The organism is Sphingomonas sp. Leaf208, assembly GCF_001421415.1.
Taxonomy (GTDB): domain Bacteria; phylum Pseudomonadota; class Alphaproteobacteria; order Sphingomonadales; family Sphingomonadaceae; genus Sphingomonas.
The window spans coordinates 26,388-50,315 of the sequence record NZ_LMKH01000007.1; the positions used below are offsets into that span (position 1 = coordinate 26,388).

Annotated in this window: 18 protein-coding genes and 1 pseudogene; 4 read left to right on the plus strand and 15 right to left on the minus strand. The window is 63.9% G+C overall.

What is annotated here, in order from left to right:
* Nucleotides 1–163 precede the first annotated feature (163 nt).
* Together ASE69_RS05260 and ASE69_RS05265 are read right to left on the minus strand one after the other, a co-directional pair.
* Nucleotides 164–1,681, minus strand: a complete 1,518-nt coding sequence (locus ASE69_RS05260) for a PLP-dependent aminotransferase family protein (protein WP_056484028.1) — start codon at nt 1,679–1,681, stop codon at nt 164–166.
* A gap of 65 nt (nt 1,682–1,746) precedes the next feature.
* Nucleotides 1,747–2,334 (minus strand): FMN-binding negative transcriptional regulator, encoded by a 588-nt coding sequence (locus tag ASE69_RS05265; protein WP_056484031.1) that lies wholly within the window; start codon nt 2,332–2,334, stop codon nt 1,747–1,749.
* Nucleotides 2,335–2,526: 192 nt separating this feature from the next.
* Between ASE69_RS05265 and ASE69_RS05270 the strand changes: the two genes are divergently transcribed.
* The 3 genes from ASE69_RS05270 to ASE69_RS05280 all read left to right on the plus strand — a co-directional run bounded on the left by ASE69_RS05270 (nt 2,527) and on the right by ASE69_RS05280 (nt 6,704).
* Nucleotides 2,527–4,191, plus strand: coding sequence for an amidohydrolase (locus tag ASE69_RS05270; protein ID WP_235518148.1), 1,665 nt, complete (start codon nt 2,527–2,529; stop codon nt 4,189–4,191).
* A gap of 336 nt (nt 4,192–4,527) precedes the next feature.
* Nucleotides 4,528–6,036 (plus strand): tryptophan halogenase family protein, encoded by a 1,509-nt coding sequence (locus tag ASE69_RS05275; protein WP_056484034.1) that lies wholly within the window; start codon nt 4,528–4,530, stop codon nt 6,034–6,036.
* Nucleotides 6,033–6,704, plus strand: a complete 672-nt coding sequence (locus tag ASE69_RS05280) for a DUF6445 family protein (protein ID WP_056484037.1) — start codon at nt 6,033–6,035, stop codon at nt 6,702–6,704. The genes ASE69_RS05275 and ASE69_RS05280 overlap by 4 nt, the downstream gene beginning before the upstream one ends.
* Here the strand turns inward: ASE69_RS05280 and ASE69_RS05285 are convergent.
* The 4 genes from ASE69_RS05285 to ASE69_RS21125 form a co-directional block, all read right to left on the minus strand.
* Nucleotides 6,701–8,722, minus strand: coding sequence for a hypothetical protein (locus ASE69_RS05285; RefSeq protein ID WP_056484041.1), 2,022 nt, complete (start codon nt 8,720–8,722; stop codon nt 6,701–6,703). The two genes, ASE69_RS05280 and ASE69_RS05285, sit on opposite strands and share 4 nt — an antisense overlap.
* Before the next feature lie 78 nt (nt 8,723–8,800).
* Complete coding sequence (locus ASE69_RS05290) at nt 8,801–11,593, minus strand: TonB-dependent siderophore receptor (protein ID WP_056484044.1); 2,793 nt, start codon at nt 11,591–11,593, stop codon at nt 8,801–8,803.
* A 93-nt stretch (nt 11,594–11,686) separates the two neighbouring features.
* Entirely contained in the window at nt 11,687–12,613 is a 927-nt protein-coding gene (locus ASE69_RS21120; RefSeq protein ID WP_082452905.1) for a FecR family protein, read from the minus strand.
* On the minus strand, nt 12,597–13,301 hold the full coding sequence (locus ASE69_RS21125) for an RNA polymerase sigma factor (protein WP_235518150.1): 705 nt from the start codon (nt 13,299–13,301) through the stop codon (nt 12,597–12,599). The genes ASE69_RS21120 and ASE69_RS21125 overlap by 17 nt, the downstream gene beginning before the upstream one ends.
* Before the next feature lie 501 nt (nt 13,302–13,802).
* Between ASE69_RS21125 and ASE69_RS05300 the strand changes: the two genes are divergently transcribed.
* On the plus strand, nt 13,803–15,068 hold the full coding sequence (locus tag ASE69_RS05300; RefSeq protein ID WP_056484050.1) for a phospholipase D family protein: 1,266 nt from the start codon (nt 13,803–13,805) through the stop codon (nt 15,066–15,068).
* Between the two features lie 81 nt (nt 15,069–15,149).
* Here the strand turns inward: ASE69_RS05300 and ASE69_RS05305 are convergent, their stop codons facing one another.
* From ASE69_RS05305 to ASE69_RS05340, 9 genes and pseudogenes are all read right to left on the minus strand, one after another.
* Nucleotides 15,150–16,892 carry a class I SAM-dependent methyltransferase gene (locus ASE69_RS05305; RefSeq protein ID WP_056484052.1) on the minus strand — a complete coding sequence of 581 codons (1,743 nt, stop codon included), beginning with the start codon at nt 16,890–16,892 and terminating at the stop codon, nt 15,150–15,152.
* Nucleotides 16,889–17,803, minus strand: a complete 915-nt coding sequence (locus ASE69_RS05310) for an HNH endonuclease (RefSeq protein ID WP_056484055.1) — start codon at nt 17,801–17,803, stop codon at nt 16,889–16,891. The genes ASE69_RS05305 and ASE69_RS05310 overlap by 4 nt, the downstream gene beginning before the upstream one ends.
* 178 nt (nt 17,804–17,981) lie before the next feature.
* Nucleotides 17,982–18,746, minus strand: coding sequence for an SDR family oxidoreductase (locus ASE69_RS05315; protein ID WP_056484058.1), 765 nt, complete (start codon nt 18,744–18,746; stop codon nt 17,982–17,984).
* A 93-nt stretch (nt 18,747–18,839) separates the two neighbouring features.
* Nucleotides 18,840–20,852: a 3-hydroxyacyl-CoA dehydrogenase NAD-binding domain-containing protein gene (locus ASE69_RS05320; protein ID WP_056484061.1), complete on the minus strand. Its 2,013-nt coding sequence runs from the start codon at nt 20,850–20,852 to the stop codon at nt 18,840–18,842.
* A 43-nt stretch (nt 20,853–20,895) separates the two neighbouring features.
* Complete coding sequence (locus ASE69_RS05325) at nt 20,896–21,681, minus strand: enoyl-CoA hydratase/isomerase family protein (RefSeq protein WP_056484064.1); 786 nt, start codon at nt 21,679–21,681, stop codon at nt 20,896–20,898.
* Nucleotides 21,678–21,869: acyl-CoA dehydrogenase family protein (locus ASE69_RS21820; RefSeq protein WP_268795480.1), on the minus strand; the 192-nt coding region annotated here is incomplete at its 5' end. The genes ASE69_RS05325 and ASE69_RS21820, both read right to left, overlap by 4 nt.
* A gap of 1 nt (nt 21,870) precedes the next feature.
* Nucleotides 21,871–23,000 (minus strand): annotated as a pseudogene (locus ASE69_RS05330) (acyl-CoA dehydrogenase family protein); the annotation flags it as partial.
* The gene (locus ASE69_RS05335) at nt 22,997–23,758 is read right to left on the minus strand and encodes an SDR family NAD(P)-dependent oxidoreductase (RefSeq protein WP_056484070.1); all 762 of its coding nucleotides are present in this window, start codon (nt 23,756–23,758) and stop codon (nt 22,997–22,999) included. The pseudogene ASE69_RS05330 and the gene ASE69_RS05335, both read right to left, overlap by 4 nt.
* A gap of 9 nt (nt 23,759–23,767) precedes the next feature.
* Nucleotides 23,768–23,928: SDR family oxidoreductase (locus tag ASE69_RS05340; protein ID WP_156362169.1), on the minus strand; the 161-nt coding region annotated here is incomplete at its 5' end.

Sequence of the window (23,928 nt, forward strand, 5' to 3'; positions counted from 1 at the left end):
TGTCATTAGCTCGCCCCCAATGCTCGGCGACCGGCACCTCTGGCGCCGTCCGCATCAAATTGCCCGAACCGTCCTGCGGCCATCTGCGGTCTTTTCGACCGTCGCGGCTCTGATCTTGAGGGTATAGGGTCCGCTCAAACTGGAACCGTACAAACATCCAGTCCTATGATGTCGACGGGACCAAGGCGTGCCGATCGTCGGCGCTGGACCCGGCGGCGGGGATGCCGCCTGCCGCGGCCAGCGAGGTCAGCGCGCGTACCGCTTCGGCTTCGGTCAGGCTGGCAAAGCCGAGGCGGAGGCCGCGTGGCGCGTCGTCGGTGGTCGCGAACGACGCGGAGGTGGCGAGGCTGAGGCCGTGCTCCGGCGCTCCGGCTTCGATCCGGTCGAGCAGCGCAGGGTCGGCGAACCGCAGCCAGAAGGCGAGGCCGCCATCGGGGACGCGGTAGTCGATCGCGGCACCGAACGTCGCGGCGAGCGCCTGGTCGAACGCGGTGCGCCGCTTGGCATAGACCTGAGTCACGCGGCGTGCGTGGCGGCGAAGTTCGCCTTCGACGATCAGGTCCGCCGCGGCATCCTCGGTTAGGGTGTTGCCCATGCCGTCGGTCAGCGAGACGCCGTGCGCCACCGCCTCGATGAAGGCGCTGGGGGCGGCGATATAGCCGACGCGCAACGCCGGCAGGAGCAGCTTCGACAGCGAACCCACATAGATCACGCGGCCGGGCGCATAGCTCGCCATCGGCAGCAGCGGCTGCGATTCGAAATGGAATTCGTGGTCGTAATCGTCCTCGATCACCGCGAAGCCGAATTGCCGCGCGAGTTCGAGCACGCGCAGGCGCCGTTCGGGGCGTAGCGCGACGGTGGTCGGGAACTGGTGATGCGGGGTGAGGAAGATCGCGCGGACGCGGTGCTTGCGGCAGGCGCGCTCGATCGCCTCGACATCCGCGCCGTTCTCGTCGAGCCCGACCGGGACGATGTTGGCGCCGAGATCGGTGAAGGCGGCGACCGCGGGTTCGTAGGTGAGGGCCTCGACCAGCACGGTATCGCCTGGCTGCAACAGCGTGCGCGCGGCGAGGTAAATGCCGTTCTGGCTGCCGCGCGTGATGCAGATATCGTCGGCGGTGACCGCCAGCCCGCGTTCGCCGCGCAGCATTGTCGCGACCGCCTCGCGCAATCGGGGCGAGCCGCGTGGATCGCGATATTGCAGTCGGTTGTCGCGGCTCGCGCGCTGCACCGCGGTCCGATAGGCGCGCGAGAGGATGTCGGCCGGAAACAGGCGACCGTCCGGCGCACCCTCGTCGAGCTTGATGCCCTTGCCGGGCGACAGCGCGAGTGATCGTTCGGGCGGCGCGCGGAAGCGGTATTCGGGCGCGGTGGTGGCGCTCGGCATCGAGGGTCGCGGTGGTGGCTTGCGCAGCTCGGTCGACAGCGCCGCGACGACGGTGCCGCGCGTGCCCTCCGACAGCAGCCAGCCTTGCGAGATTAGATCCTCATAGGCGAGGACAACGGTCTTGCGGTTGACGCCGAGGATTGTCGCGAGTTCGCGGCTGCTCGGCAGGAAGGCGCCGGGGGGCAGGCGGCCGCGCTCGATCTCGTGGATGATCGCGTGGACGATCTGGAGGTAGAGCGGCGTCCGCAAGGCCGGGTCGATGCGGCCCAGCGTGATCTTCCAGGGTCTCAGCATTGGCCCGCTCTCCCGATCGTGGAGCGGCTAGCATAGGGGGCCAAGTCCTGGCGGCAAGTCGTGTTCTATGCCTGCTTCCGTGCGAACCTTTGCATCCAGGATACGAGGGCTTTGTCGGGGTGGCGTTCGAGGATCGCCGCGAAGGTGGCGGGTGCCTCGTCCTGGCCGAGCTTGAAGCGACCCGACAGGCTGGTGACTTCGGCGCGGAAGGCGATGATCGCGGCGGCCATGCCGTCGTAGCGTGGGCCGAGTTCGCGCGGCGTCCAGTGCTCGCCCTCCATCGCGAAAGTGAGGGCGCCCAGTGCGTGGTCGGTCTCGTCGGGGAGGAAGACGAGCTGCGCGTCGATGACGAGTTGCGCGTAGTTCCAGGTCGGTCCCCAGTCGCGGCGGTCGGCATGTTCGGGCGAGACATAGCCGTTCGGGCCGTTGACGAGGATCGTCGCGGTCGGCGCCTGCGTCAGCTGCGCGTGCAGCGGATTGCGCCGCCCCATGTGGCCGAGCAGGTGCGTGAGCCGTCCCTCCGCATCATATTCGCCAAGCAGCGGGAGCAGGCTGGGCGGGGCGTGGCCTGGCGCCGTCACCCAGGCGAGCGGATAGCCCGCGATCAGATCGCGCACGTCGCTGTTGTCGAACGTTTCGAAAATCCCGGTCATGCGGGAGCAGGCGCGGTGGCAGGGCGGTGGTGCGTCATGATCTCCCCTTATGCGGCCACTCTCGCGACCCGCCTCGTCGCCGCAAGCGCCAACACGCAAAATCCGGGAGGGCCAGCTTGGCTCCGCCGGGATTGGAAAATTGGCGGGTCCGCGCTGCGTCGGCGTCTGACACGATCGTCCGATGATGGGAGCATGACGATGATCGACCGGCGGATGGTGTTGGCAGGCGGGGTGGCTTGGGCGTCGGTGGGACGGGCGCTGGCGATCGAGCGCGTGCTGGACGTCGCCTATGTCAACGCGAATGCCTGGACCGGCGACCCGCGGCAGCCGTATACCGACGCGATCGGCCTCGTCGGCGACCGGATCGTCGCGACCGGGTCGGGGGCGGTGAAGGCGGCGATCGGTCGCGCAACCAAGGTGATCGACCTTAAGGGCGCGTTCGTGACGCCGGGGTTCATCGACAACCACACGCATTTCATGATCGGCTCGGCTGCGCTGATGCAGCCGGATCTGCTGTCCGCCACCACGATTCCCGACTTCGCCGCGCGGCTCGGTGCGGCGGCGAGGGCGCGGCCGGGCAAGTGGATCCTCGGTGGCAGCTGGGACGAGCAGCGTCTGGGCGGCCAGTTGCCGACGCGCGTGTGGATCGATGCGGCGACAGGGGACACGCCGGTCGCAATCCCGCGCACCGACCTGCACATGTATTTGCTCAACAGCGCGGCGCTGAAGATCGCGGGGATCACGCGCGATACGCCCGACATCGCGGGCGGCGTCATCGTCCGCGACGCGCAGGGCGAGCCCACCGGCATCCTGAAGGACAACGCCAAGGCGCTGGCCGAGCGGGTGTTCCCGGTGCCGACGCCGAGCGAATGGCAGGCGATTATGCGCGGCGGCATCGCCCATGCGCTCAGCCGCGGCTTCACGCAGGTTCATACCCCCGAACCGTTCGACTGGACGACGTACGAGACCGCGCGGCAGCTTCGCGCCAAGGGCGAGACCGACCTGCGATTCTACTGCTTCGTGCCGATCCGCGACTGGGAGAAGATGGCCGCGATCGTCAAGGCCGAGGGGCGCGGCGACGACTGGGTGCGCTGGGGTGCGGTCAAGGCGCTTGCGGATGGCTCGCTCGGCTCGCGCACCGCGGTGTTCCGCGACGCCTATACCGACGCGCACGACCAGCACGGCGTCCGCGTCACCAGCTTGGCCGACTTGAAGGCGTATGTCGGCGGTGCGGACAGGGCGGGCTTGCACGTCACCACGCACGCGATCGGCGACCTCGCCAACGACGACGTGCTCGATCTGTATGCGGAGATTGTCCGCGAGAACGGCGCGCGTGATCGTCGCTTCCGGATCGAGCATGCGCAGCATCTGTCGCAGGCGGCGATCCCGCGCTTTGCCAAACAGCACGTTATCGCCTCGGTCCAGCCGTTCCATGCGATCGACGACGGACGCTGGGCAATCGAGCGGATCGGCCAGGCGCGGCTGCGCGGCACGTACGCGTTCCGCTCGCTGATCGACAGCGGGGCGACCGTCACGTTCGGATCGGACTGGCCGGTCGGGCCGCTCGATGCGATCGAGGGCATCTACGCCGCTGTCACACGCGAGACGATCGACGGCAAGAACCCGGCAGGCTGGCTTCCTGACCAGAAGACGACGGTCGCCCAGGCGCTGACCGCGTACACCGTCAACAACGCCTACGCCGGGTTCCAGGACGGCAAGCTCGGTCGGATCGCACCCAGCTATCTGGCCGACCTGACCGTGCTTGATACGGACCTTCTGGTGACGCCCGTCGAACAGGTCAAAAGGGTTAAGGTCGTTCGTACGATAGTCGGCGGCAGGGAGCGCTTTAAGGCATAATACCGAACACGATCCATTGGTTATCCCAACTAGAATTCATTATATGCGTTAAAAGAATGGCCGTTGGAGCTAGATGAGCGAACGATCGTAGTTGTAGATCGGAGGAGCTACCGGGAACGTCTGAATGTGGGGCAACGTGTCCGAGTGGCTGCCTCGCTACGGAGCTTGCGCACGGCACAGTCTACGCGGGCTAGTTTAATCGATCACACGCTAGCTGAAAGCCGCTGGCCAACCGGGACTTCAGGGCATTGGGCACCTGTCAATGCTGACCGTCGTGCGGGGCACGGGTAAGGAAGCAGCTTGCTATCCAAAAGAAATTGCGCAGGACTACGTAGCATGAAGCGCGTGCAACGTCTTGTAATCCTTGGCGGAGGAACCGCGGGGTGGATGACCGCCGCGGCTTTGAGCGCCACATTCGGCGACCTGGTCAAGATCAGCATCCTCGAATCCGACGCAATCGGCACCGTCGGTGTCGGCGAGGCGACTATCCCAACGATCCACTGGTTCAACCAGTTGGTCGGACTGGACGAGGAGGCGTTCGTCGCGGCGACGAAAGCGAGTTTCAAGCTGGGCATCGAATTCGTCGATTGGGCGCGACCCGGCACGCGGTATTTCCACCCGTTTGGTCGCTACGGCGTCGATCTTGGACCAGTACCGTTCCATCAGCACTGGTTGCGGGCCAAGGGGGATGGGCTCGATCGGCCGCTCTCAACCTATTCACTCGTCGCGCAGCTTGCCGCCGCCGGCCGCTTCGCGAAGCCCGTGGACGACCCACGGTCGATCCTGTCAACGCTCGGCTATGCCTATCATTTCGACGCTGGCCTCTACGCCCGCCACTTACGCCAACTTGCCGAAAAACGCGGCGTCGTCCGGCACGAGGGCATGCTGCGCGATATCGAGCGTGATCCCGAAACCGGCTTCGTGACCGCTTTGACAAGTGACCGGGGTGAGCGATTGGAAGGCGATCTCTTCATCGACTGCTCAGGCTTCCGTGCCCTGCTTATCGACGAGACGATGGGCGCGCAGTTCGAGGACTGGTCGCACTGGTTACCTTGCGACCGCGCAGTCGCGGTGCCGTGCGCGCGCATCGCCGCGACGACGCCGTTTACGCGGTCGACGCTGCGCCCCGCCGGCTGGCAGTGGCGGATCCCGCTCCAGCACAGCACCGGCAACGGCTATGTCTATGCGAGCAGCTTCGTGTCGGACGACGAGGCGGTGGCGACCCTGCTCTCCAACCTCGATGGCGAAGCGCTGGCGGATCCACGCATGCTGCGCTTTACCGCAGGGTTCCGGCGCGAGGCATGGCGCGGCAATGTCGTTGCGATCGGGTTGTCATCGGGGTTCCTCGAGCCGCTCGAATCGACCAGTATTCACTTGATCCAGAGTGGCATCGCCAAGCTTATCACGCTGTTCCCGGATGCCGATTGCGACCCCGCGCTGGCGCGTCAGTTCAACACGCTGTTCGCGCGCGACATGGACGGCATTCGCGACTTTCTGATCCTGCACTATCACGCGACGCAGGGCCATGACGCGCCGCTCTGGCAACACACTCGTCATATGACGCCGCCTCCCACGCTGGTCGACAAGATGGCGCAATATACGCGCGCCGGACGTCTGATGTTGAGTGCCGACGAACTGTTCCGCGAGGCAAGCTGGCTCGCCGTGCTGGAGGGGCAGGGGGTGGGCGCCTTGGGCCATGCGCCGTTGGCCGATACCCTCGATGCGGCGACAAACCGCCGCCAGCTCAACCAGATCGAGACGGTCATCGCGCGCGCGACGCCCACGCTGCCCTTGCATGACGCGGCCATCGCAGCGCTCGTTGCCCCGCAGGTCGCCGCGAGATGACGACGCCCGACGTGCGGGCGCGCCGTATCGGTAAGGAAGGGGAGCCGGTAGTCGTCATCGACCACTTCGTCCCCGATCCCCACGCGCTGCGAGTTTTTGCCGCGACCCAGGATTATGGCCCGGCAGGACGACACTACCCCGGCATCGCGGCAACGCTTCCCGATAGCTATATGCGCGATCAAGGGGCGCTCATCGCGACGATCGCGAAGCAGGTTTTTGGGATGTCGGCCGGGCTGTCGGTGTTGGAGGCGCGCTTCTCAATCGTGACGATGGCGCCGTCCGCGCTGTCGATCGAGCAACGCCTGCCGCACGTTGATGCGGTGGAGCCTGGACGGCTGGCGCTGATCCATTATCTCGTGCCCGACAAAACCGGCGGTACCGCGTTCTACCGGCATCGTTCGACCGGGTTCGAGACGATCGACGCCAGTCGCCGCGATACTTATTTCGCCGCGCTTAACCGGGATCTGGTGAAGCACGGCGCACCCGAGTCCTATATCGCCGGTGACACGCAGCTGTTCGAACGGATCGCGCGCATCGACGGCGTGTACAATCGTGCGCTGCTGTATCGCAGCAGCCTGCTGCATTCGGGTGAGATCGCGGACGGCGTGTCGCTGGCGTCCGACCCGCAAACCGGACGCCTGACGATCACTGGCTTCTTCGCCGGTTAGCGAGTTCCGGGCGGCTGCACGGCCAGATAGACCGTGCTCCATAATTGCGCCGCGTTCGATTCGTCGACATCGGCCTTGCCCGCGCCGAATGCGACGATGCGGTAGCCGCCGTCCTTGTACGCCCAAGACCAGAGTTCCGATCCGCGGATCGTCCTGCCTGCCGCGATTGCGCGCCACAACGCCGCCTGTGCCGTCCTGAGCCGCGTCCGGGTCGCCGCGGGCAGGTCAGTCCGCTGCAACTGGCGTTCAAGCCCCGCCGCCAGCAACGCCTGCTGCCACGACCAGACGACTGCGCCGTGATATGCCGCGGGCGTAAAGCGCGCCTGTGCCGCCCCATCGGCGAACGCCGGATTAGCTACCAGCAAGCCGATGTCGGTCATCAGACCCGCCGGGAAGGGCTGCATGATCCCGCCCACAAAGGTATCGAGATCGATTGACGACGGTCGCCCGAACAACAGCGCAAAGCCCTCGTCCGAATTGACGATCTTAACCGGCTCGCCATCGGCGCCCAAAGATAGCGCATGAAATACGACGGGGGCCTTGCCCAGTGCCGCCAGCGCCGGTGCTGCGGGCACGCCAAGGGTCGCCGCATAGCGCCGCACGTCCGCCGCGGCCGTTGCAGCAGGAATTTCGACGCGGAACAGCGCGGGTGCCTTTGTCCGCCAGACTTCGGCCATCGTGCCGGCCCGCCCAAACGCCGCGCGATCGCCCGCCGACAGATATCTGTCGAGTAGTCTGGCCTGCGCGAGGCGATCTGCCGCTTCGATCGCCGCGGGGACTAGGGCGGCGTTCACGTCATACGCGTAAATGCCGCGGCCAAGGCCCTCCTCGCTGTCGCGCCACTCGCCGGTCATCCGCCCGGGCTTGATCGCGACGAGGTTGCGGGCCGATGGGGCTGCGGCAAACGCATTCGCCTGCGCCAGCACGAAGCGGAGATTGCGGACCAGCGCCGCACCGACCGTCTCGCCGCGCCCCTTCTGGCTCTCGCTCGCGAGGGGTGCGGCCAGATAGGCGGACGCGCGCTGCTTGCCCGCCCCGAGCAGATAGTCGGCGGCGACCGGCCCGAGCATGTAATCGTCGTCGACCATGCCATAGTCGAGTTCGGCGGCGTCACCGCTGCGGCCCGCCTTGCGATTGGCGAGGATCGCAAATTCACCGATCCCTTCTTCATGCGCGACTTCGCCGCCGGGTGACAATCGCGCGATGACCGCATTGAGGCCCGACTCAATCGCGATGGGTTTGAGCGCCGGCATTAGCAGCCGCAACGACATCAGCGTGTCGCGCCCGAAATAGGTATCGAAGCGCCAGGAACCCGCCAGGAACTTCTCCCGGTAGCTGAGAAACGCAAGCGCGTTGCGCGCAGCGGGATCGGCGGCCGCTGTCGCATTGAGCAACTCCGCCGCCGGGATCGGGGTCAACGGTCCGTCGCCGGTCAGCGCCGTGATCTCCAACCGGATTTGCCCGTTCGCGCCAGCAATGATCGCGCCCTGGTCGATCCGCCCCTCGACAACCCGCAGCGTCAGTTCATAGCCTGCCGCGCCGTCGAGCCGCTTGCGGCGCCACGTGATTGTGTCCCCGGCGATTACCGACGTCGCGGCGAGCTCCGCAGGAAACGTACTGACCGCCTGATAGTCGCGCAGGAAGCGGATGTTGGACAACACCGCCTGCTTTGGAACCAACCGCGCCGCATCGGCGGTCGCTACCGCGACGATGCCGTGCAGGCTTCCGCGGTTCAGCGGTAGCGGTGCTTGGTCCAGCCGCCAGGTGACGGGACGTGCGGTGTTCGCGAACCACAGGCCGACACCGCTGTTGCCCGCGGGAAACGCTACCAGGATGCGCGGATCGTCACCGTTGCGCAGCAGGACATGCGCCGCCACCGCCTTGTCGCGGACGAAGGCGTTGAGGTTCTTTCCTTCGGTCAACTGATACGCAAGCTCCGGTCGAGCCGTGATCGGCGCCGCGGCGCAGGTGAGGAGTGCGAGGCCACCCGCCATCGCCATGCGCGCTATCGTCTTCATAATTGTCACTCCGCGAAAAGGGGCGGCAGAACAGTTGCCTGCTCGCCGCCCCGTTTGAACCCTCACATCGTCGGTCGATCAGAATTTTAGCGTGACCGATCCGCCATAGGTCGTGCCGACAATGCCGCGGGCATAGAAATAGCCATCGGTTACCGCCTGTGTCTGGCCCTGCCGCGGATTGCCCTCGGTCAGGCCAACGACGTTGAAGATGTTGTCGGCGTTGAAGTTCGCCTGGATCCGGTCGTTGACGTTGATCGTGATCCCCGCGCTGGTCACGCCGTAGCTGGGGAGCGCGACCCCGTTGCCGGCATCGGCGAAAATGCGCCCGACATATTTGTAGCGACCGTACACTTCGCCAAAGCCATTCGGCAGCTTGATCGCTGGCGTGATCGTGAACAGCTTGGCGGGCGTGCGTTCGGGGCGGTTGCCTTCGTACTGCGCACCTTGGCTAACGCCGTCGATCTCGAGGTTGAGCAGCTTGGGTTGCTGGAACACGCCCTGGAAATCCACCGAGAACCAGGTGATCGGACGGACGTTCACATCCACTTCGACGCCGCGCGTGCGCAGGTCAGCGTTGATGTTCTGCTGTTGCGATGGGTTGGTCGGGTTGGCGAAGTTGTAGTTCTGGTTTTTGAAGTTGGTCTGGAAAACGGTCGCCGAGCCGCTGATGAAGCGCTGGTATTGATAGCGGACACCAGCCTCGTACAGCTCGATCGTCGTGATAGGATCGGTATTGTTGGTCTGGAAACCGTTCGCATAGCGCGCGTAGATCGCGAGGTTCGGCGTGAACTGATAGTTCGCGCCGGCGGTGTACGCTGCCTTCGACTGCGTCCGCTGCGTCTGTGCAAAGGTCCCGTCGAAGGTCGATCCGACCGTGCGGATGAGCCCGGGCACGTTTGGCTGCACCGGCTGGTTCACCGCCGCTGCCTGACCGTCCAGGAACGTCGCAGAGTCGCGCTCCCAGCGGATGCCGCCGTCGAGATGTAGGTCGCCGATCGACAGTTCGTCATTGGCATAAAACGAGACGGTGGAGTCCTTGCGCGTGCGGATGCCAGCGCCCCAGTCGCCATACGAAACCAGGCCGTTATCGGACAGCGTACCGACGACGCCATTGTCCGCGTTCAGCGCGACGATGTCGTAGATGTCGCTGTTCGACCGCACGTCGTTGACGACGCTTGCCGTCGCCGACTGGTCCTGCTCGCGTGTCACGTCGTAATACATCGCGCCGACGGTCAGCGAGTTCTTGAACCCGCCGCTCTCATATTCCCACGTGCCGCCGCCGTTCAGACCGAAGTCCTTGCCGTCGATGTAATCGTGGTTGAGCGTCGTGCGCTGGAGGAAGCCGTTGCCGTTCAGCGCATTCAGGTCCGTGGTCTGGTTGCTGCCCAGCACCGTGCCGGTCCGCAGGTTGCGGATGCCGAAGCGCGTCGCGGTCGGAAACGCCGTTCGGCCCGCGGTCAATAGGTCGTTGATCGGCGAACCGGCGCCGGGCGTCAGATAGTTGACGGCGCTGGTCAGACCGGCATTCCCAGTGCCCGAGCCAGGGAACAGGCCGTTGAAGTCGTACGAGTATTTCAGATAGCGACTGTGCAGGAACAGGTTGACGCTGTCGCTGACCGGCGTTTCCATGTCGATGCGGAACTGAGCAGTCTTCGCCTTGATGCCATCCTGATAGCGAAATTCGCGGAAGCCGCTTGGATGCGCGAAAGTCGAGACCGGGACCTGGATGCTCTTGAACGCATCACCGCCGACATTGCCGAACTGGGTGCTGAGGCTCGGGATACCGCTCGGCTCGCCATCTATAAAGCGATACGGCTGATCTGCGTAAAACGCATTCTCGATATCGCCGCCCTTGGCGGAGATGCGGATATAGCCACCGGCCTCGGGGCGATATTCCAGCGCGCCCTTGATGCGCCAGCCGCGATAGTCGAACGGGTTGTCGCGCACGCCGGGGCTCGACTGGAAATAGCCGCCGATGTTGAACGCCAGCTTGTCGGTGATCGGCGACGATAGATACACTTCGCCGCGCTTCTGGCCGTAATTATAGTAGCTGCCGCGCGCCATCGCTTCAGTACGCGTGAAGTTCGGCGTCTTGGAAATGAAGTTGATCGTCGCGCCGGCACCATTGACGGTCAATACGCCTGACGAGCCACCCTTTACCGCTTCGAGGCGATCGATCGTCAGGTCCTGGTCGAAGAAGAAGTCGGCACCGCCGCCGCTGTACAGGATCGGCATGCCGTCCTCTTCCAGCTGGATGAAGCGCTGGCCGCCACCTTGCAGGCCGCGCACCGAATAATTGTTCGATACGGCGCCCGCGGTCGACTCGACGAAAATGCCGGGGATAAGTTCAAGCATATCCGCGGTCGACCGCGGAGCCTTGCGGTCGATATCGGCGCGCGACGCTAGCGTAATATCAGCTGACGATGTTATTAGAGCTCGATTACGGGATGTTTGCCCTGTGACGACTATGTCCGCGTTCTCATCAGATGCGCCCACCGCAGTTGGGGCGGTTGTATCCTGCGCAACTGAAATTGATACTTGAGTTGTCGAGCGGGGTGCCGCCATAACCCCAGTCGCGAGCACAGCCGTGCGGCCATTGAATGACACGATCTTGAGACCGGAGGCGTTAGCGATCTGGCGGAGGCCGTCGGCGACTGCAAGATTGCCTTTGATTGCGACGATCCGTCGACCGCGCGTAGCGTCTTCAGGCGCAATGATCTGGATGCCCGCCTGGCGTGCGAATGCGACGATACCGGTCGATGCCGACTGGGCGGCGACATCAAAGTTTCGGGTCTGTCCGAAAGCAACTGCTGGCGATGCGGCAACCGCGACGCTGGTCAACATAAGGCCCATATAGAACTGCGAACGCATTATAATCCTCCCCTTACGATCTGCCGACCGCGTCTTTAGCGCGTCTGCAGGGAAGATGCGTCGCGCTCCTGTTTCCGTCAGGATTTGCGAGATTTATTTTACGATCCGTAAATCAGTGCCGTCTCTCTCGATCTTCGCACCCGTCATTATCGCAGCCGCGCGTGCGAACCCGTCCAGATCATCGGTGCGAAACCAACCCACGATCCTGCGCTCGGCTAGTTGTGTATCGACGGATAATTGTCGCCTATTGTACCGGTTGAACTCGGCTGCAGCGTCGCCAAAAGTCATACCATCGAGTATGATTTCACCCTGTCGCCAGGCTAATGACTCGGCGGGCTTCGCATTTGCGACGACGGTTTCGGCGGTACCGGACACATCTGCTACGCTTGCTTGCTTGCCAGCGCTTAACATGACGAAGCGTTCTGGGGCAGCAACCGACCAGACTCGAACACGCCCTTCCGTTACCGTCACCTCAGCGCGGCCCAGATAACGGCGAACCGCGAAGGCCGTTCCAACCGCACGAACCCGCACGTCGCCCGCAGAGACCACAAACGGTCGAGCATGATCCGTTGCTACCGCGAACCAGGCCTCGCCATCGTCAAGCGCTACCGACCGATGCTCCGGCGTCATTCGCACACGAGTCCGGCTAGCGGTGTTGAGAACGATGGTTGATCCGTCTTCAAGCCTGGCTAGACGGCGTTCACCGACAGCTGTTTCTATGCCCATACTGCGGTGCGTTTCTAGCCAGACCACGCCTAAGGCCGCGGCAGCAACCGCTAAGCCCCCGCTGACCGTCAGTACTCGCCGACGAGAGAATAACGGTCTCTCTACTATGCGGGCATCGGCCGCGTCCAACCCACTCCAAACAGCACGGGCACGCAGCAAGGCACCAACGTGGCGCGGATGTTCTGCACACCAACGGTCGATCTCGCCTGCCAAGTTCGCATCGTCTGGTGCGCGATCCAGCCGCGCGACCCACCGCGCTGCAGCAACGTCGATAGCGTCAGGATGGTCGCGCATTGCGGTTCCTTTCGTTTCGCGATGGCAAGTCTGCCCTGTCATCTGTTGAAAGGCCACTAAGGATAACTTTTAATCCCCGTGCCAGATCGTTCTCAACGATCATCTCAGTCACGCCCAATTCTTCTGCGATATGCCGCTGCGACAGTCCTTCGACCTTTCGCATGCGAAAGATGGTTCGGCTTCGCTCTGGAAGCGCGGCTAGAAGATGTTCGACTTTCGCTAATAGTCCCCGCCCTGCGACGATACGTTCAGGTGACAGATGGTCGGCAGCTAGCGCAAGCTCGAGATCGGCAATGGTTCCAACGGCCTCAATACGCACGACGCGAGCCCTGCGCAGCTCGGTCAGAACCACGTTGCGTGCTGTCTGAAACAGATAACGACGCGGATCCTCTACACGCTTGAAATCTGCCAACGCGGCCAACCGGCAATAGGCTTCCTGGACGACATCATCGACATCAACGCCAGGAAATCCGGCCCGGAGCCACCGTCGCAACTCTGGCTCATGCGGCAGAATCCGCTGGGCAACCCAGTTTACGAGTTCAGTAGTTACGTGCCTCATTTCACTCCTGACCACAACATAGATGCATGGCCCCGATATTTCCGTCACGATTTTACCGAGCGAAGACCAGATCTGTGCTCCCATCATTCGATGGCGCCGGTTGTGGATAGGCGTCGAAAGCTCTGCCATGGCAAAGTATCGCTAATTTATTGGAACTACCTCGAAAACCTACATGGTAGGGGACAAGATCGGCGCCGATCAGAACCCTTTCCTGACCGACATTTTTCAAAAGATTGCAGTCGGTTGTTTCCCTGCAGGGGCTCGCTTTCGACGCTCATCCACACCGCTGATAGATCGAATGCGTCTCACTCAGGCATGACCATTGGACGGGATGGCTCTCGCGTACAAAGCCGCTCTGAGTTCGAAAATCGGCGACATTTCGTGCAGGCTGAAGATGAACGAACGGCAGAAATGTGGAAAGAGGAAATGGCTCGTGAGTGTCCACTTGTGGGTCGACGCGCCGAGGGTGGGGCTACGTTGGTGCGCGGCCTGGTGACGCGCCCTGAGAGAAGGGGCTACTTGTCCGGCTCGGGATCAGTGCGCGTCGCTTCCAGTTTGGCAAATGGTTGCGATACCGTAGAGTAATTAGGCCCTCGGCGAGAGGCGCCATCCACGACCGCGAGGGCTACAATGCGACGGGTCTTCACCAATGCCTCCCGAAACTTTGTCGGAAGCGCCTTCGACAATCGAGTCCGGAACGCCCGCAATGTGCTCTTGGCGGCACCGTATTTTACGGACGGCGCCCGCATACTCGCGGCGGTCCAGGCGGGGCGCAGCGTGAGGCTAATTGTGGGCCTGAACTCTGCGACTTCGCCGTTCGAGCTGGAGAAGCTGCATCACCTTCCCGGTCTCTCTATCCGGTTCCTGACGTCCCGCTTCCATGCGAAGATATTCATCTTCGACGACATCGCGATGGTCGGCTCCTCCAATCTGACAGATGGTGGCATGATGAGCAATCGAGAGGCGGTCGTATGTCTCGACAGAGCCGAGGATTCGGACGCTATCGACGAGGTTAAGCAGCTGTTCCGTGATCTATGGGAAAGCGCGGCAGTCCTGACCGACGAGAAGCTAGCCGCATTCAAGTCGTCGTGGACGATGGTTCGCCGTAAGTATGGGGACGCCGACGCCGAGATCGAAGCGGCCGTCGGGAAGAACCAACCCGCGAATATCTCGGTCGACAGCCGAAGTCCCAGTCGCGAGCGCATTTTTCTCGAGGACCTGCGTCAGCTTGTTTACGAGCAGTACCGGCCCGCCTTCTCGGAAGTCGAGGGTATCCTCGTGGCGAACCACTTCCGCCGTCCGGAACTTGCCGGAGCCGGCCTCGCGAACGAAACCAACCGCTTCCTGAACTGGCTGCGTCTGACGAGAGTGGCAGGTGACGACGCTTGGCGGGACGCGCCGCTACGCGCGCCGGAGCAGCGTCGGGCCATCGTGATCGAAGCCGGCCAAGCGTGGCGGGATGCGGAGCAGTCACGGGTTCCCGACGACTATCTAGACTGGCTTGGCAGAGTCGATGCTGCTTTCGGATCGGCGGAGCGCATCGCTGGCCTTTCACCCGAAGAGATCGCCGATGGGCTTACCGCCCTCCACGCTTTCGCCGAACAACTCCGATTCACGAAGGGCGGTCTATCGAATTTGCCCACGGCGTTCTGGACCGCGAACGGCGGCGACGCAGCACGGGTGCGCAAAACGCTTGCTCATCTGCTATACGGGGACGGCGACTTCATCGAGCGTCTGCACGACGCACTCTACTTGCCCCGATACGAGCTTGGCCTGTTCGGACGGTTTTGCGCGCTCGAGCTTTTCGGGACGGTTCACCCGGAACGCTGCCCACCTATGAACGGACGCATGGCCAAAGCGCTTCGCTTCATCGGATTCGATGTTCCAGGTGGGTGAGCCCGGCTTTCTCTCAAACATGAATAAGTGGCGGCTTTTGGGAAAGCTTAGGCCAAGTCTGAATGTCGCATTGTGGGGCGGTCAGGTCAATGCGTTCGCAGGTGTCCACTGCGGCACCTGCTGGTCCTGCCATAGTCGCAGACGTCGCCAGTCCAGCGCATCGTAGACAGCTGTGGACCCTACAGCATCGTTTAGTGGCAGTGCCGCAGCGGCCTCACGCAGAAAACGAGGTCGAAGCGCGTCATCCTCCAGATAGGCTGCCTCCCACCAGCCGATGATGCGATCTCGCGCATTTGCCATTGCAGCGGCCGATGGTAGGCGGTCGCGCTTCTCGTGCTGATTAACTCGGGTGTGCGCCGGCATCAGGTTCCACAGATCCCCGCATGGCCAAACCGACCATGGCAGGCAGTGGTCGATGTCGAAGCTGTTCGGCTTGAGGGGGCGTCCCGTCCAGACGCACTCGAGCGGCTGCCCGCGACCGAGCAGCCGCTGGAGCACGTCGCGACCAAGAGCGGTGGTGCGAACCGGCTCTACCCACGCCAGGGCGGCTTCTGCAGCGCCGGGCGCGACCGCCAGACCCATACGGTCGGCATAGACGCGGATGAGGCGGGACCATTCAGCGACCAGCATGGGTTCGATCCAGGACCCAAACCGCGACATAGCCCGCCACAGGTGGCCCGGCACCTCGATCAGGCCCCAGCCGCGCAGCGTCTCAAGGTCGAGCACGGTTGCGGATGCACCGCCCCGCCGCCCGCGGCTGACGCCGAACACCTGCATGTCACTGTTGGGATAGCGGGTGAAGGTCGCCGGCATTTTGGCGATTGTGTGAGCAGCCCGGGACAGCGCGGAAGCGATGGCGTGGGCCTGCTCGCCGGCGAAGACCGCACCAATCCGTAGCTCGACCGGTGCCGTGCCGAGCGCGAGCAGTGCTGCAAACCCGTCCTTGGCGAAGCCCAGTCGCTCAATGCCGACATTACCCGGCATCTGCGGGAGCCTCGCCCGAACCAGGGGCAGGTACATTCTAAGCCAGTTCAGTGCGACCAAGCCCAGCGGCACTTCGACTGCATCGCGGCCCTCGGGCGCTGGCGTAGCTGCGGCAGGCGCATACTCGGCGATGCGTGCCACGGCTCGGAGCAGTGCCAGCTTATAGGTGGATGACTTCTCGTCGGACAAGACGATGCCGCGCACCAGAGGAAGCGCGCCGGTGCCGTCATCGGGCATGCGTAGCGCTATGACGTCCCATGTCACACCGGCGCGTCCGCCCTGATCGCTGGATGTCGCAACCCGTAACACCTCCAGCCCATGTGCCCGGGCCAGCCCCTCGATCTCGGCGGTTGAGGTCGGGTGCATCTGCATACCGGACGGGGCGGGACCGTGGCGCAGCGTCATCACCAGCACACCGCCCGGCTTCAACAGAGTGGCGAGTTTGCGGAAGGCACGGGGCCGATCGGCAGGCGCGACGTGCTGCCAAACGGCTGACAGCAGCACGAAATCGTAGGCAAGTCCAAGCCCATGGACATGGTCGAGCGAGGGCAGGGTATCGTTCACCCACCTTACGCCGTCGTTTCTATGCTTCTCGGCCGCGATCCGGCGCATACCTGCAGCAGGCTCGACCGCCACAATCTCGTAGCCTCGTGAGGTGAGCCAGGCCGCGTCACGTCCTGTGCCGGCGCCGACGTCGAGCGCCAGCTTGCTGTCGCTGCCGTCAGGGATAACCGGCAACACCTCCGCCAGCATGCGCTCGGATGATACCGCCTCGTACCGCTCGGCTAGCATGTCGGCTTGGCCGTCATAGGCAGCAACGACGTCGAGGTAGCTGTTCAAGCGTCGAGGCCCGCGAAACGGGCACGGTGCCGAGCGACATAGTCGGGGCGCGGGTGGAGCCGTGGATCGACCGGCAGGCGAACGCGCTCGCCCGGTTGTGGGAACAGCCGAATGAGCTCGGACGGCACCTTGTTGTGCGACACCAGCAGCCGGCACTCATCGTCGAGGCTGATGAGGTGACGGTCGAACAACCAGTGCGCGGTCGCGGACAGAGCAATGCCGTTCTGCACTACGTCCGGCCCGCCATCGGCGACGCTCCAGATATGCGCGGCCTGAGCTTCGGCCTTTCCGCCGCCATTGACCATACGCAGCCCCGTCACCGCGCAACGGTTGTCATATGCGTCCAGCACATGGCCGCGGAAGGCGGCGCTGCGCACCTTGCGGTTGACCAGTAGCTGCGCCACGCGCCGCTCGTCGGGCGGTGAGGCCAGTAATGCGGCCGTGGAGGCGTCGATGTGGCGGGGATCGAGTTCGAGCCGGATCGCGTGTTCGGGCGATAACGTGTCGACCAAGCCGGCGTTCACGATGGCAGCAAAGTCAGCATCATCAATGCCTCGAACCGATCGACCGCGTAGTGTCCGACCAACGACGGCGGGGTTGTCCAGCTCGCGCAGCATACGCTCAAGAAAGCGGCCGTCAGGATCGCGATACGGCACGGGACGATCGAACTCGATGAAGTCGCTGATGCGGGCGTAAAAGAGCGTGCGGTCGGCGGGATCAGGGTCGATGCTGCGCACCAGGCCGGCCGCCACATAGGCCTTGCGCCCACCCGCCGAGCCGGTTTCGCGGTAGATGATCCAATCGCCGACGCATGCTTCGGCTGCGCGCAGGTAGATGCGTGGGAAATGGTACCGCTCCGCGATCATGTCGTCGTAGCGCGATGCACCGCTGATTTCGAACACACCCTTCATGCCAGGATCGTGACGCGGTTCTCGGGTTGGAGCAACCTTGCTAACAACGTTCAACGGTCAGCGGTCAGCGATCGTGGAACAAGCTGCTGCTGAACGAACGGCCGCTTTCGGGGAGTCCAGATGCGGCCTCGAACGTCCGGTTCTGGGTCGATACGCTCGACGCCGACCAAGCTACGGCCTAAAAGTGGGCAAGGTATCCGCCATCGACGGCAATTACCTGGCCCGTAATGTAGGAAGCTGCCGGCGAGGCGAGGAACACGACCGCTCCGGCGATCTCGGCAGGATAACCCCAGCGGCCGAGTGACGTGCGCCTCGCAAGGTGCGCCGCGATCTCCTCGCTGGCCACCATCGGCGCATTGGCATCAGTCGCAAAATAGCCCGGCGCGACCGCGTTGACCGTGATCCCACGTGGGCCCAGTTCGACAGCGAGCGCGCGGGTCAGCGCTTCAAGCCCGCCCTTGGTGGCGGTATAAGCGGCGTCACCAGCGCGCGCGATCTGTCCGGCAATTGATGTGATCGTAATAATCCGCCCACCTTCTCGCATTTGCGGTGCCACCATTCGCACGAGGTCAAACGGAGCGACAAGGTTTACTTCGAGCAGCCGGCGGAAAGCGGCGCGGTCGAGTTCAGCGAGGGGACGTCGATCGCGTAGACCCGCATTACTGACGAGTATGTCGATCGGACCGAGCGCTGTTACGGAATCGCGAAGGGCGCTCTCGTCCTCTAGGTCGACGACAATTGCCTTGGCATAGCCGCCCGCATCCACCAATTCGGCGACGACCGCTTCCAACCGCCCCCGGTCACGACCGTGAACTACCACTTCCGCACCAGTCTCAGTGAGGCTCCGAGCGATTGCGTGGCCGAGACCACCACCCGCGCCCGTGACAAGCGCGAGCCGCCCGGTCAGCGTTCTGCTCACTTGTCGGGCCGGCGACGGGATCATCGGGCTTCGCAGCCTGTGTTGTACCACCTAATCACGGACGGGAGCGGGCGGACGGGGCCACATCGGCATGCCGCACAGCAGCGCATGCTAAGATCAGCGTATCCCATTTCTCAACGACTCCGCTACCGGGAACCCGTATTGCTCGAGCCCCGCGACGACCTTCGGCAACCCCTCGGACTGCGCCCAGAACATCGGCCCGCCGCGGTACACCGGCCAGCCATAGCCATAGATCCACACCACATCGACGTCCGACGCGCGCTGCGCCTTGCCCTCTTCGAGGATCAGCGCGCCTTCGTTCACCATCGTGTAGAGCGTCCGCACGACGATCTCCTCGTCGCTTATCTCGCGCGGCGTTACGCCCGATTTCTTGCGGAAGTCGTCGATGATCTCGGCGACGCGGGGGGAGTTCGACGGCGTCCGCTTCTCGTCGTAATCGTAGAAGCCCGCCTTGGTCTTCTGGCCCCAGCGGTTCTCCGCCGCCAACGCATCGCGGATGTTCTCGATCCGGCTCGGATCGCGGTGCCAGCCGATGTCGACGCCCGCCAAATCGCTCATCTGGAACGGCCCCATCGGCATCCCGAACGCGACATGGACCTTGTCGATCTGCTCGGGGCTCGCGCCTTCGAGCAGCAGCTTGGTCGCCTCGACCTGCCGCGGCATCAGCATCCGGTTACCGATGAACCCGTAGGTGACGCCGGCGACGACAGCGACCTTCTTGATCTTCTTGGCGAGCGCCATGACCGTCGCCAGCACATCGTCAGCGGTCTTGTCACCGCGTACAACTTCGAGCAGTTTCATCACGTTGGCCGGCGAGAAGAAGTGCATCCCGACCACGTCCTCGGGCCGCTTCGTGCACGCCGCGATCGCGTCGATATCCAGATACGAGGTGTTCGACGCCAGGATCGCGCCCGGCTTGGCGATCGCGTCGAGCTTCGTGAAGATCTCCTTCTTCACCTCCATCGTCTCGTACACGGCCTCGATGATCAGGTCGCACTCAGCGAGGTCGGCAAAGTCGAGCGTCGGCTTCAGCGCGCCCATTGCCTGCTCGACCTGCTCGGGCTTCATCCGGCCCTTGGCGGCGGTCGCCTCATAGTTCTTCCGGACGACGCCGGTGCCGCGGTCGAGCGCGTCCTGCTGCATCTCGACGATCGTCACGGGGATGCCTGCGGACAGGAAGTTCATCGAGATGCCGCCGCCCATCGTGCCCGCACCGATCACGCCGACGCGCTTGATCTCGCGGAGCTTGGTGTCCGCAGGAACGTCGTCGATCTTGGCGGCCTGGCGTTCGGCGAAGAAGATGTGGCGCTGTGCGGCCGACTGGACGCCCGTCATAAGCTTCATGAACTCCTGGCGTTCGAACGCCATGCCGTCTTCGAAGCTGGAGCCGTCGGCGGCCTTCTCGACGCAAGCGATGTTGGCCGCCGGCGCGTCGAAGTTACGGAAACGGCGCGCATTCTCCTTCTTGAACGCGGCGACTGCCTCGGGATCGGCCTGCGCCGTCTTCTCGGACGCACGGGGCAGGGGGCGCTTGGTCGCGATCTCGCGCGCGAATGCAACGGCGTCGGCCTCAAGCGAATCCTCGCCGACGATCTTGTCGATCAGGCCGGCGTCGAGCGCCTTCTTGGCCGAGATCGGATCGCCCTTCGCGGTCATCTCCAGCGCGAGCTTCACGCCGGCGATGCGCGGAATACGCTGCGTGCCACCCGCGCCGGGGAGCAGGCCGAGCTTCACTTCGGGCGTGCCGATCTTGGCCGAGGGGACGGCAACGCGGTAATGGCAACCGAGCGTGACTTCGCAGCCGCCGCCGAGCGCCGTGCCGTGGATCGCCGCGACGACGGGCTTCGACGACGCCTCGATCATGTCGACGACGGTGGGCAGGCCGGGCTCGACCATCTCCTTGCCGAACTCGGTGATGTCCGCACCCGCAAAGAACGTACGGCCGTCGCAGCGGATCACCATCGCGGTGATGCTGTCGTCGTTCAAGCCTTCCTTGATCGCCGCCTCAAGGCCTTGGCGGACCGCGGCGCCGAGCGCGTTGACCGGCGGGTTGTTCGAGGTGATGACGAGCACGTCGTCATGGCGTTCGGAGCGGATCGGCGAAGTCATACAATCTCCAGAATTTCTGTCGTTCAACGCGGTGTAGACAGGGCTAAGAAGCACCTTGGAATGTCGGTTTGCGTTTGCTCAGGAAGGCCGCGATGCCTTCGCGGCCTTCAGACCGTCGCGATTGACTTGCGATACTGCGTGCTTCGGCGTCGAGATGTGTTTCGAGCGGCGTGACCAGACTATCGAATAACAAACGCCGCGTTGCGCCCAGTGCCGATGTGGCGGAGGTCACCAACTTTTCGGCCAATGCCGTTGCCTCTTCTCTGAGGCTGCCGCCTTCTACGACGCGCGTCACAAGTCCCATCTTGGCGGCTTCGGTCGCCAAGACGCGTGTGTTGCAGAAGAATAGTTCCTGTGCCCGTCGCAATCCTACGAGACGTGGAACAAGCCAACTTGTACCGCCATCTGGCGACATTCCGAGTGCGGTATACGCCATCGTGAAATGGGCCTCGGGGCCTGCCAACACGATGTCACCGATGACGGCAAGCCCGATACCAGCACCCGCCGCTGGACCGTTGACTGCCGTAATGAGCGGCTTGTCCATTCGCGCCAGGCGAGTGATGGCGGCATGCAGATACGCAGTCGTCTGCTTGATGTGCGCGGGTAACGCATCACCCATTTTTGCAAAGCCGGCGACGTCCCCACCGGCACAGAACATGCGGCCGTTTCCGGTCAAGATGACGCACCGTATCGCCGGGTCTTCGTCACACTCGATCGTAGTCTCCATCAACGCCTTCGCCATCGGCACGTCTATCGCGTTGGCTGCGTCAGGGCGATCGAGGGTCAGCCAAGCCACTGGTCCAACGCGCTCGAACAGCAAGCCGTTCATGTTTGAACCGGACCTTGGGCGTCGCGCCAGTCGCGCTTGATCTTCTTGGCAAGGCTCCACTTGTGGACCTCGGTGGGACCGTCGTAGATCCGAAAGGCGCGTACCTCGCGAAAGACTTGCGCGACGATCGTGTCGTCGGTCACGCCGGTGCCGCCCATGACCTGCACGCAACGATCGGCGATGCGCATNCGATCGGACCACCGGATCGGTAAGCTTGATGTAGATTCAGTGGGACCGTCGTAGATYCGAAAGGCGCGTACCTCGCGAAAGACTTGCGCGACGATCGTGTCGTCGGTCACGCCGGTGCCGCCCATGACCTGCACGCAACGATCGGCGATGCGCATCAACGCCTCGCTGACCGCAACCTTTGCCATCGAGCTTTCCACGGTACCAAGCGCGCCCGTATCGAGCACGTCGGCGCACCAATCGATCATCAGTTCGGCCTGTCTCAGATCGATCAGATTCTCGGCAAGCATGAAGCCGACCCCTTCGTGATCGACCAGCGGCTTGCCGAACGCGTGGCGGCGGCAGGCATAGTCGGTCGCGATCTCGTTCGCGCGGTCGCAGGCACCCAGCCACCGCATGCAATGGGTAAGCCGTGCGGGCGCCAGCCGAACTTGCGCGAGCTTGAAGCCGTCTCCCGGATTGCCAAGCATCTGGTCGGCCGGGATGCGCAGGTTTGTGACAGCGACAACCGAATGACCGCCCGGCATGGAACTGTCGATCGTATCGAGCACGCGTTCGATCGTGATCGCAGGATCGGGCAGGTCGACCAGGAACATCGTCGCACCTTCGTCGGCTTTCGCCATCACGATGCCGACCTTGGCACCGTCGGCGCCCGTGATGAACGCCTTGCGACCATTGACGACCCAGTGGTTTCCATCTTGCGTTGCGGTCGTGAGCATCATCGACGGATCCGAGCCGGCGCCACCATCGGCCGCTGGCTCCGTCATGAAGAAGGCGGATCGCGCCGTTCCGTCCACCAGCGGCGAGAGGAAGCGCGTCTTTTGCTCGGTGCTGGCGACCTTGCCGAGCAGATACATGTTGCCCTCGTCGGGTGCCATGACGTTGACCGCCAATGGCCCGAGTGGCGACAACCCGGAAGCGCGCAGCACCTTAGCCGTATCTCTATGCGACAGGTGGCTGCCGTCGGAAAGAATATGCGGGGTCAGGACTCCGGCCGCACGCGCCAGATTGCGCAACTCCTGGACGAGTTCGTCCGAAGGACCGTGCGCGTTACGCCGGGGATCGTGTTCGTACGGCACCACCTGGTCGCGAACGAAGCCTGCCACGGCTGCGGCAATGGTGGTGCCGCTCATCGGGGTGCCATCCGGATCGCACCGTCCAGGCGGATCACGTCGCCGTTGAGCATGGGATTGGTTAGGATCGCTTCGACCAACGCGGCATATTCGTCTGGTTTCCCGAGCCTGCTAGGGTGCGGCACCTGCGTTCCCAGCGAATCCTGCGCCGCTTGTGGCAGGCCCATGAGCATCGGCGTCAGGAAGATCCCGGGGGCGATCGTCATCACCCGGATGCGATGCTGCGCAAGGTCGCGAGCGATGGGGAGCGTCATGCCGACGACGCCACCCTTCGAGGCGGCATAGGCTGCCTGGCCTACCTGTCCGTCATAGGCGGCCACCGAAGCGGTGTTGACGATCACGCCGCGTTCCTCACCGATCGGCTCGGCCGCGACCAGTCTCGCCGAGAAGCGGGCAATCATAGCGAAGGTGCCTATCAGGTTGATCTCGACGGCGCGGCGGAAGGCGTCGAGCGGATGCGGAACGTTTTCTTTGCCGACGGTCTTGATCGCGGGCGCTACGCCGGCACAATTGACCAATATCCGGGCGACGCCGTGGGCCTGCTCCGCCTCGGCGAGTGCAGCTTCGATGGCGGCGTCGTCCGTTACGTCGACGATCGCGGCGCGCCCGCCGATTGCTGTGGCGTGAGACTCTGCGGCGTCACGATCCCGATCTACGATCGTTACCCTGGCCCCTCTGGCCGCGAGCATCGCAGCGGTGGCGCCGCCTAGTCCGGATGCGCCACCGGTGACGATGGCGGCTATGTCGTTGATCTTCAAGACTGTCTCCTATTGTGCGGTGGATCCGCCATCGACGACCAGTTCGGAGCCCGTCATGTAACGCGATCCGTCTCCGGCCAAGAAGACAATGGCGTCGGCTATCTCGTCCGGCGAGGCCTTGCGCCCAAGCGGCGTGTCCGCCAGCAGCGCGCGCTGTCCTTCCTCCGACG

Excerpts from the sequence above, each read along its gene's own strand:
- ASE69_RS05260 (WP_056484028.1), bottom strand. The coding sequence starts at position 1,681 with ATGCTGAGACCCTGGAAGATCACGCTGGGCCGCATCGACCCGGCCTTG.
- ASE69_RS05265 (WP_056484031.1), bottom strand. The coding sequence starts at position 2,334 with ATGACCGGGATTTTCGAAACGTTCGACAACAGCGACGTGCGCGATCTG.
- ASE69_RS05270 (WP_235518148.1), top strand. The coding sequence starts at position 2,527 with ATGACGATGATCGACCGGCGGATGGTGTTGGCAGGCGGGGTGGCTTGG.
- ASE69_RS05275 (WP_056484034.1), top strand. The coding sequence starts at position 4,528 with ATGAAGCGCGTGCAACGTCTTGTAATCCTTGGCGGAGGAACCGCGGGG.
- ASE69_RS05280 (WP_056484037.1), top strand. The coding sequence starts at position 6,033 with ATGACGACGCCCGACGTGCGGGCGCGCCGTATCGGTAAGGAAGGGGAG.
- ASE69_RS05285 (WP_056484041.1), bottom strand. The coding sequence starts at position 8,722 with ATGAAGACGATAGCGCGCATGGCGATGGCGGGTGGCCTCGCACTCCTC.
- ASE69_RS05290 (WP_056484044.1), bottom strand. The coding sequence starts at position 11,593 with ATGCGTTCGCAGTTCTATATGGGCCTTATGTTGACCAGCGTCGCGGTT.
- ASE69_RS21120 (WP_082452905.1), bottom strand. The coding sequence starts at position 12,613 with ATGCGCGACCATCCTGACGCTATCGACGTTGCTGCAGCGCGGTGGGTC.
- ASE69_RS21125 (WP_235518150.1), bottom strand. The coding sequence starts at position 13,301 with ATGGCAGAGCTTTCGACGCCTATCCACAACCGGCGCCATCGAATGATG.
- ASE69_RS05300 (WP_056484050.1), top strand. The coding sequence starts at position 13,803 with ATGCGACGGGTCTTCACCAATGCCTCCCGAAACTTTGTCGGAAGCGCC.
- ASE69_RS05310 (WP_056484055.1), bottom strand. The coding sequence starts at position 17,803 with ATGAAGGGTGTGTTCGAAATCAGCGGTGCATCGCGCTACGACGACATG.
- ASE69_RS05315 (WP_056484058.1), bottom strand. The coding sequence starts at position 18,746 with ATGATCCCGTCGCCGGCCCGACAAGTGAGCAGAACGCTGACCGGGCGG.
- ASE69_RS05320 (WP_056484061.1), bottom strand. The coding sequence starts at position 20,852 with ATGACTTCGCCGATCCGCTCCGAACGCCATGACGACGTGCTCGTCATC.
- ASE69_RS05325 (WP_056484064.1), bottom strand. The coding sequence starts at position 21,681 with ATGAACGGCTTGCTGTTCGAGCGCGTTGGACCAGTGGCTTGGCTGACC.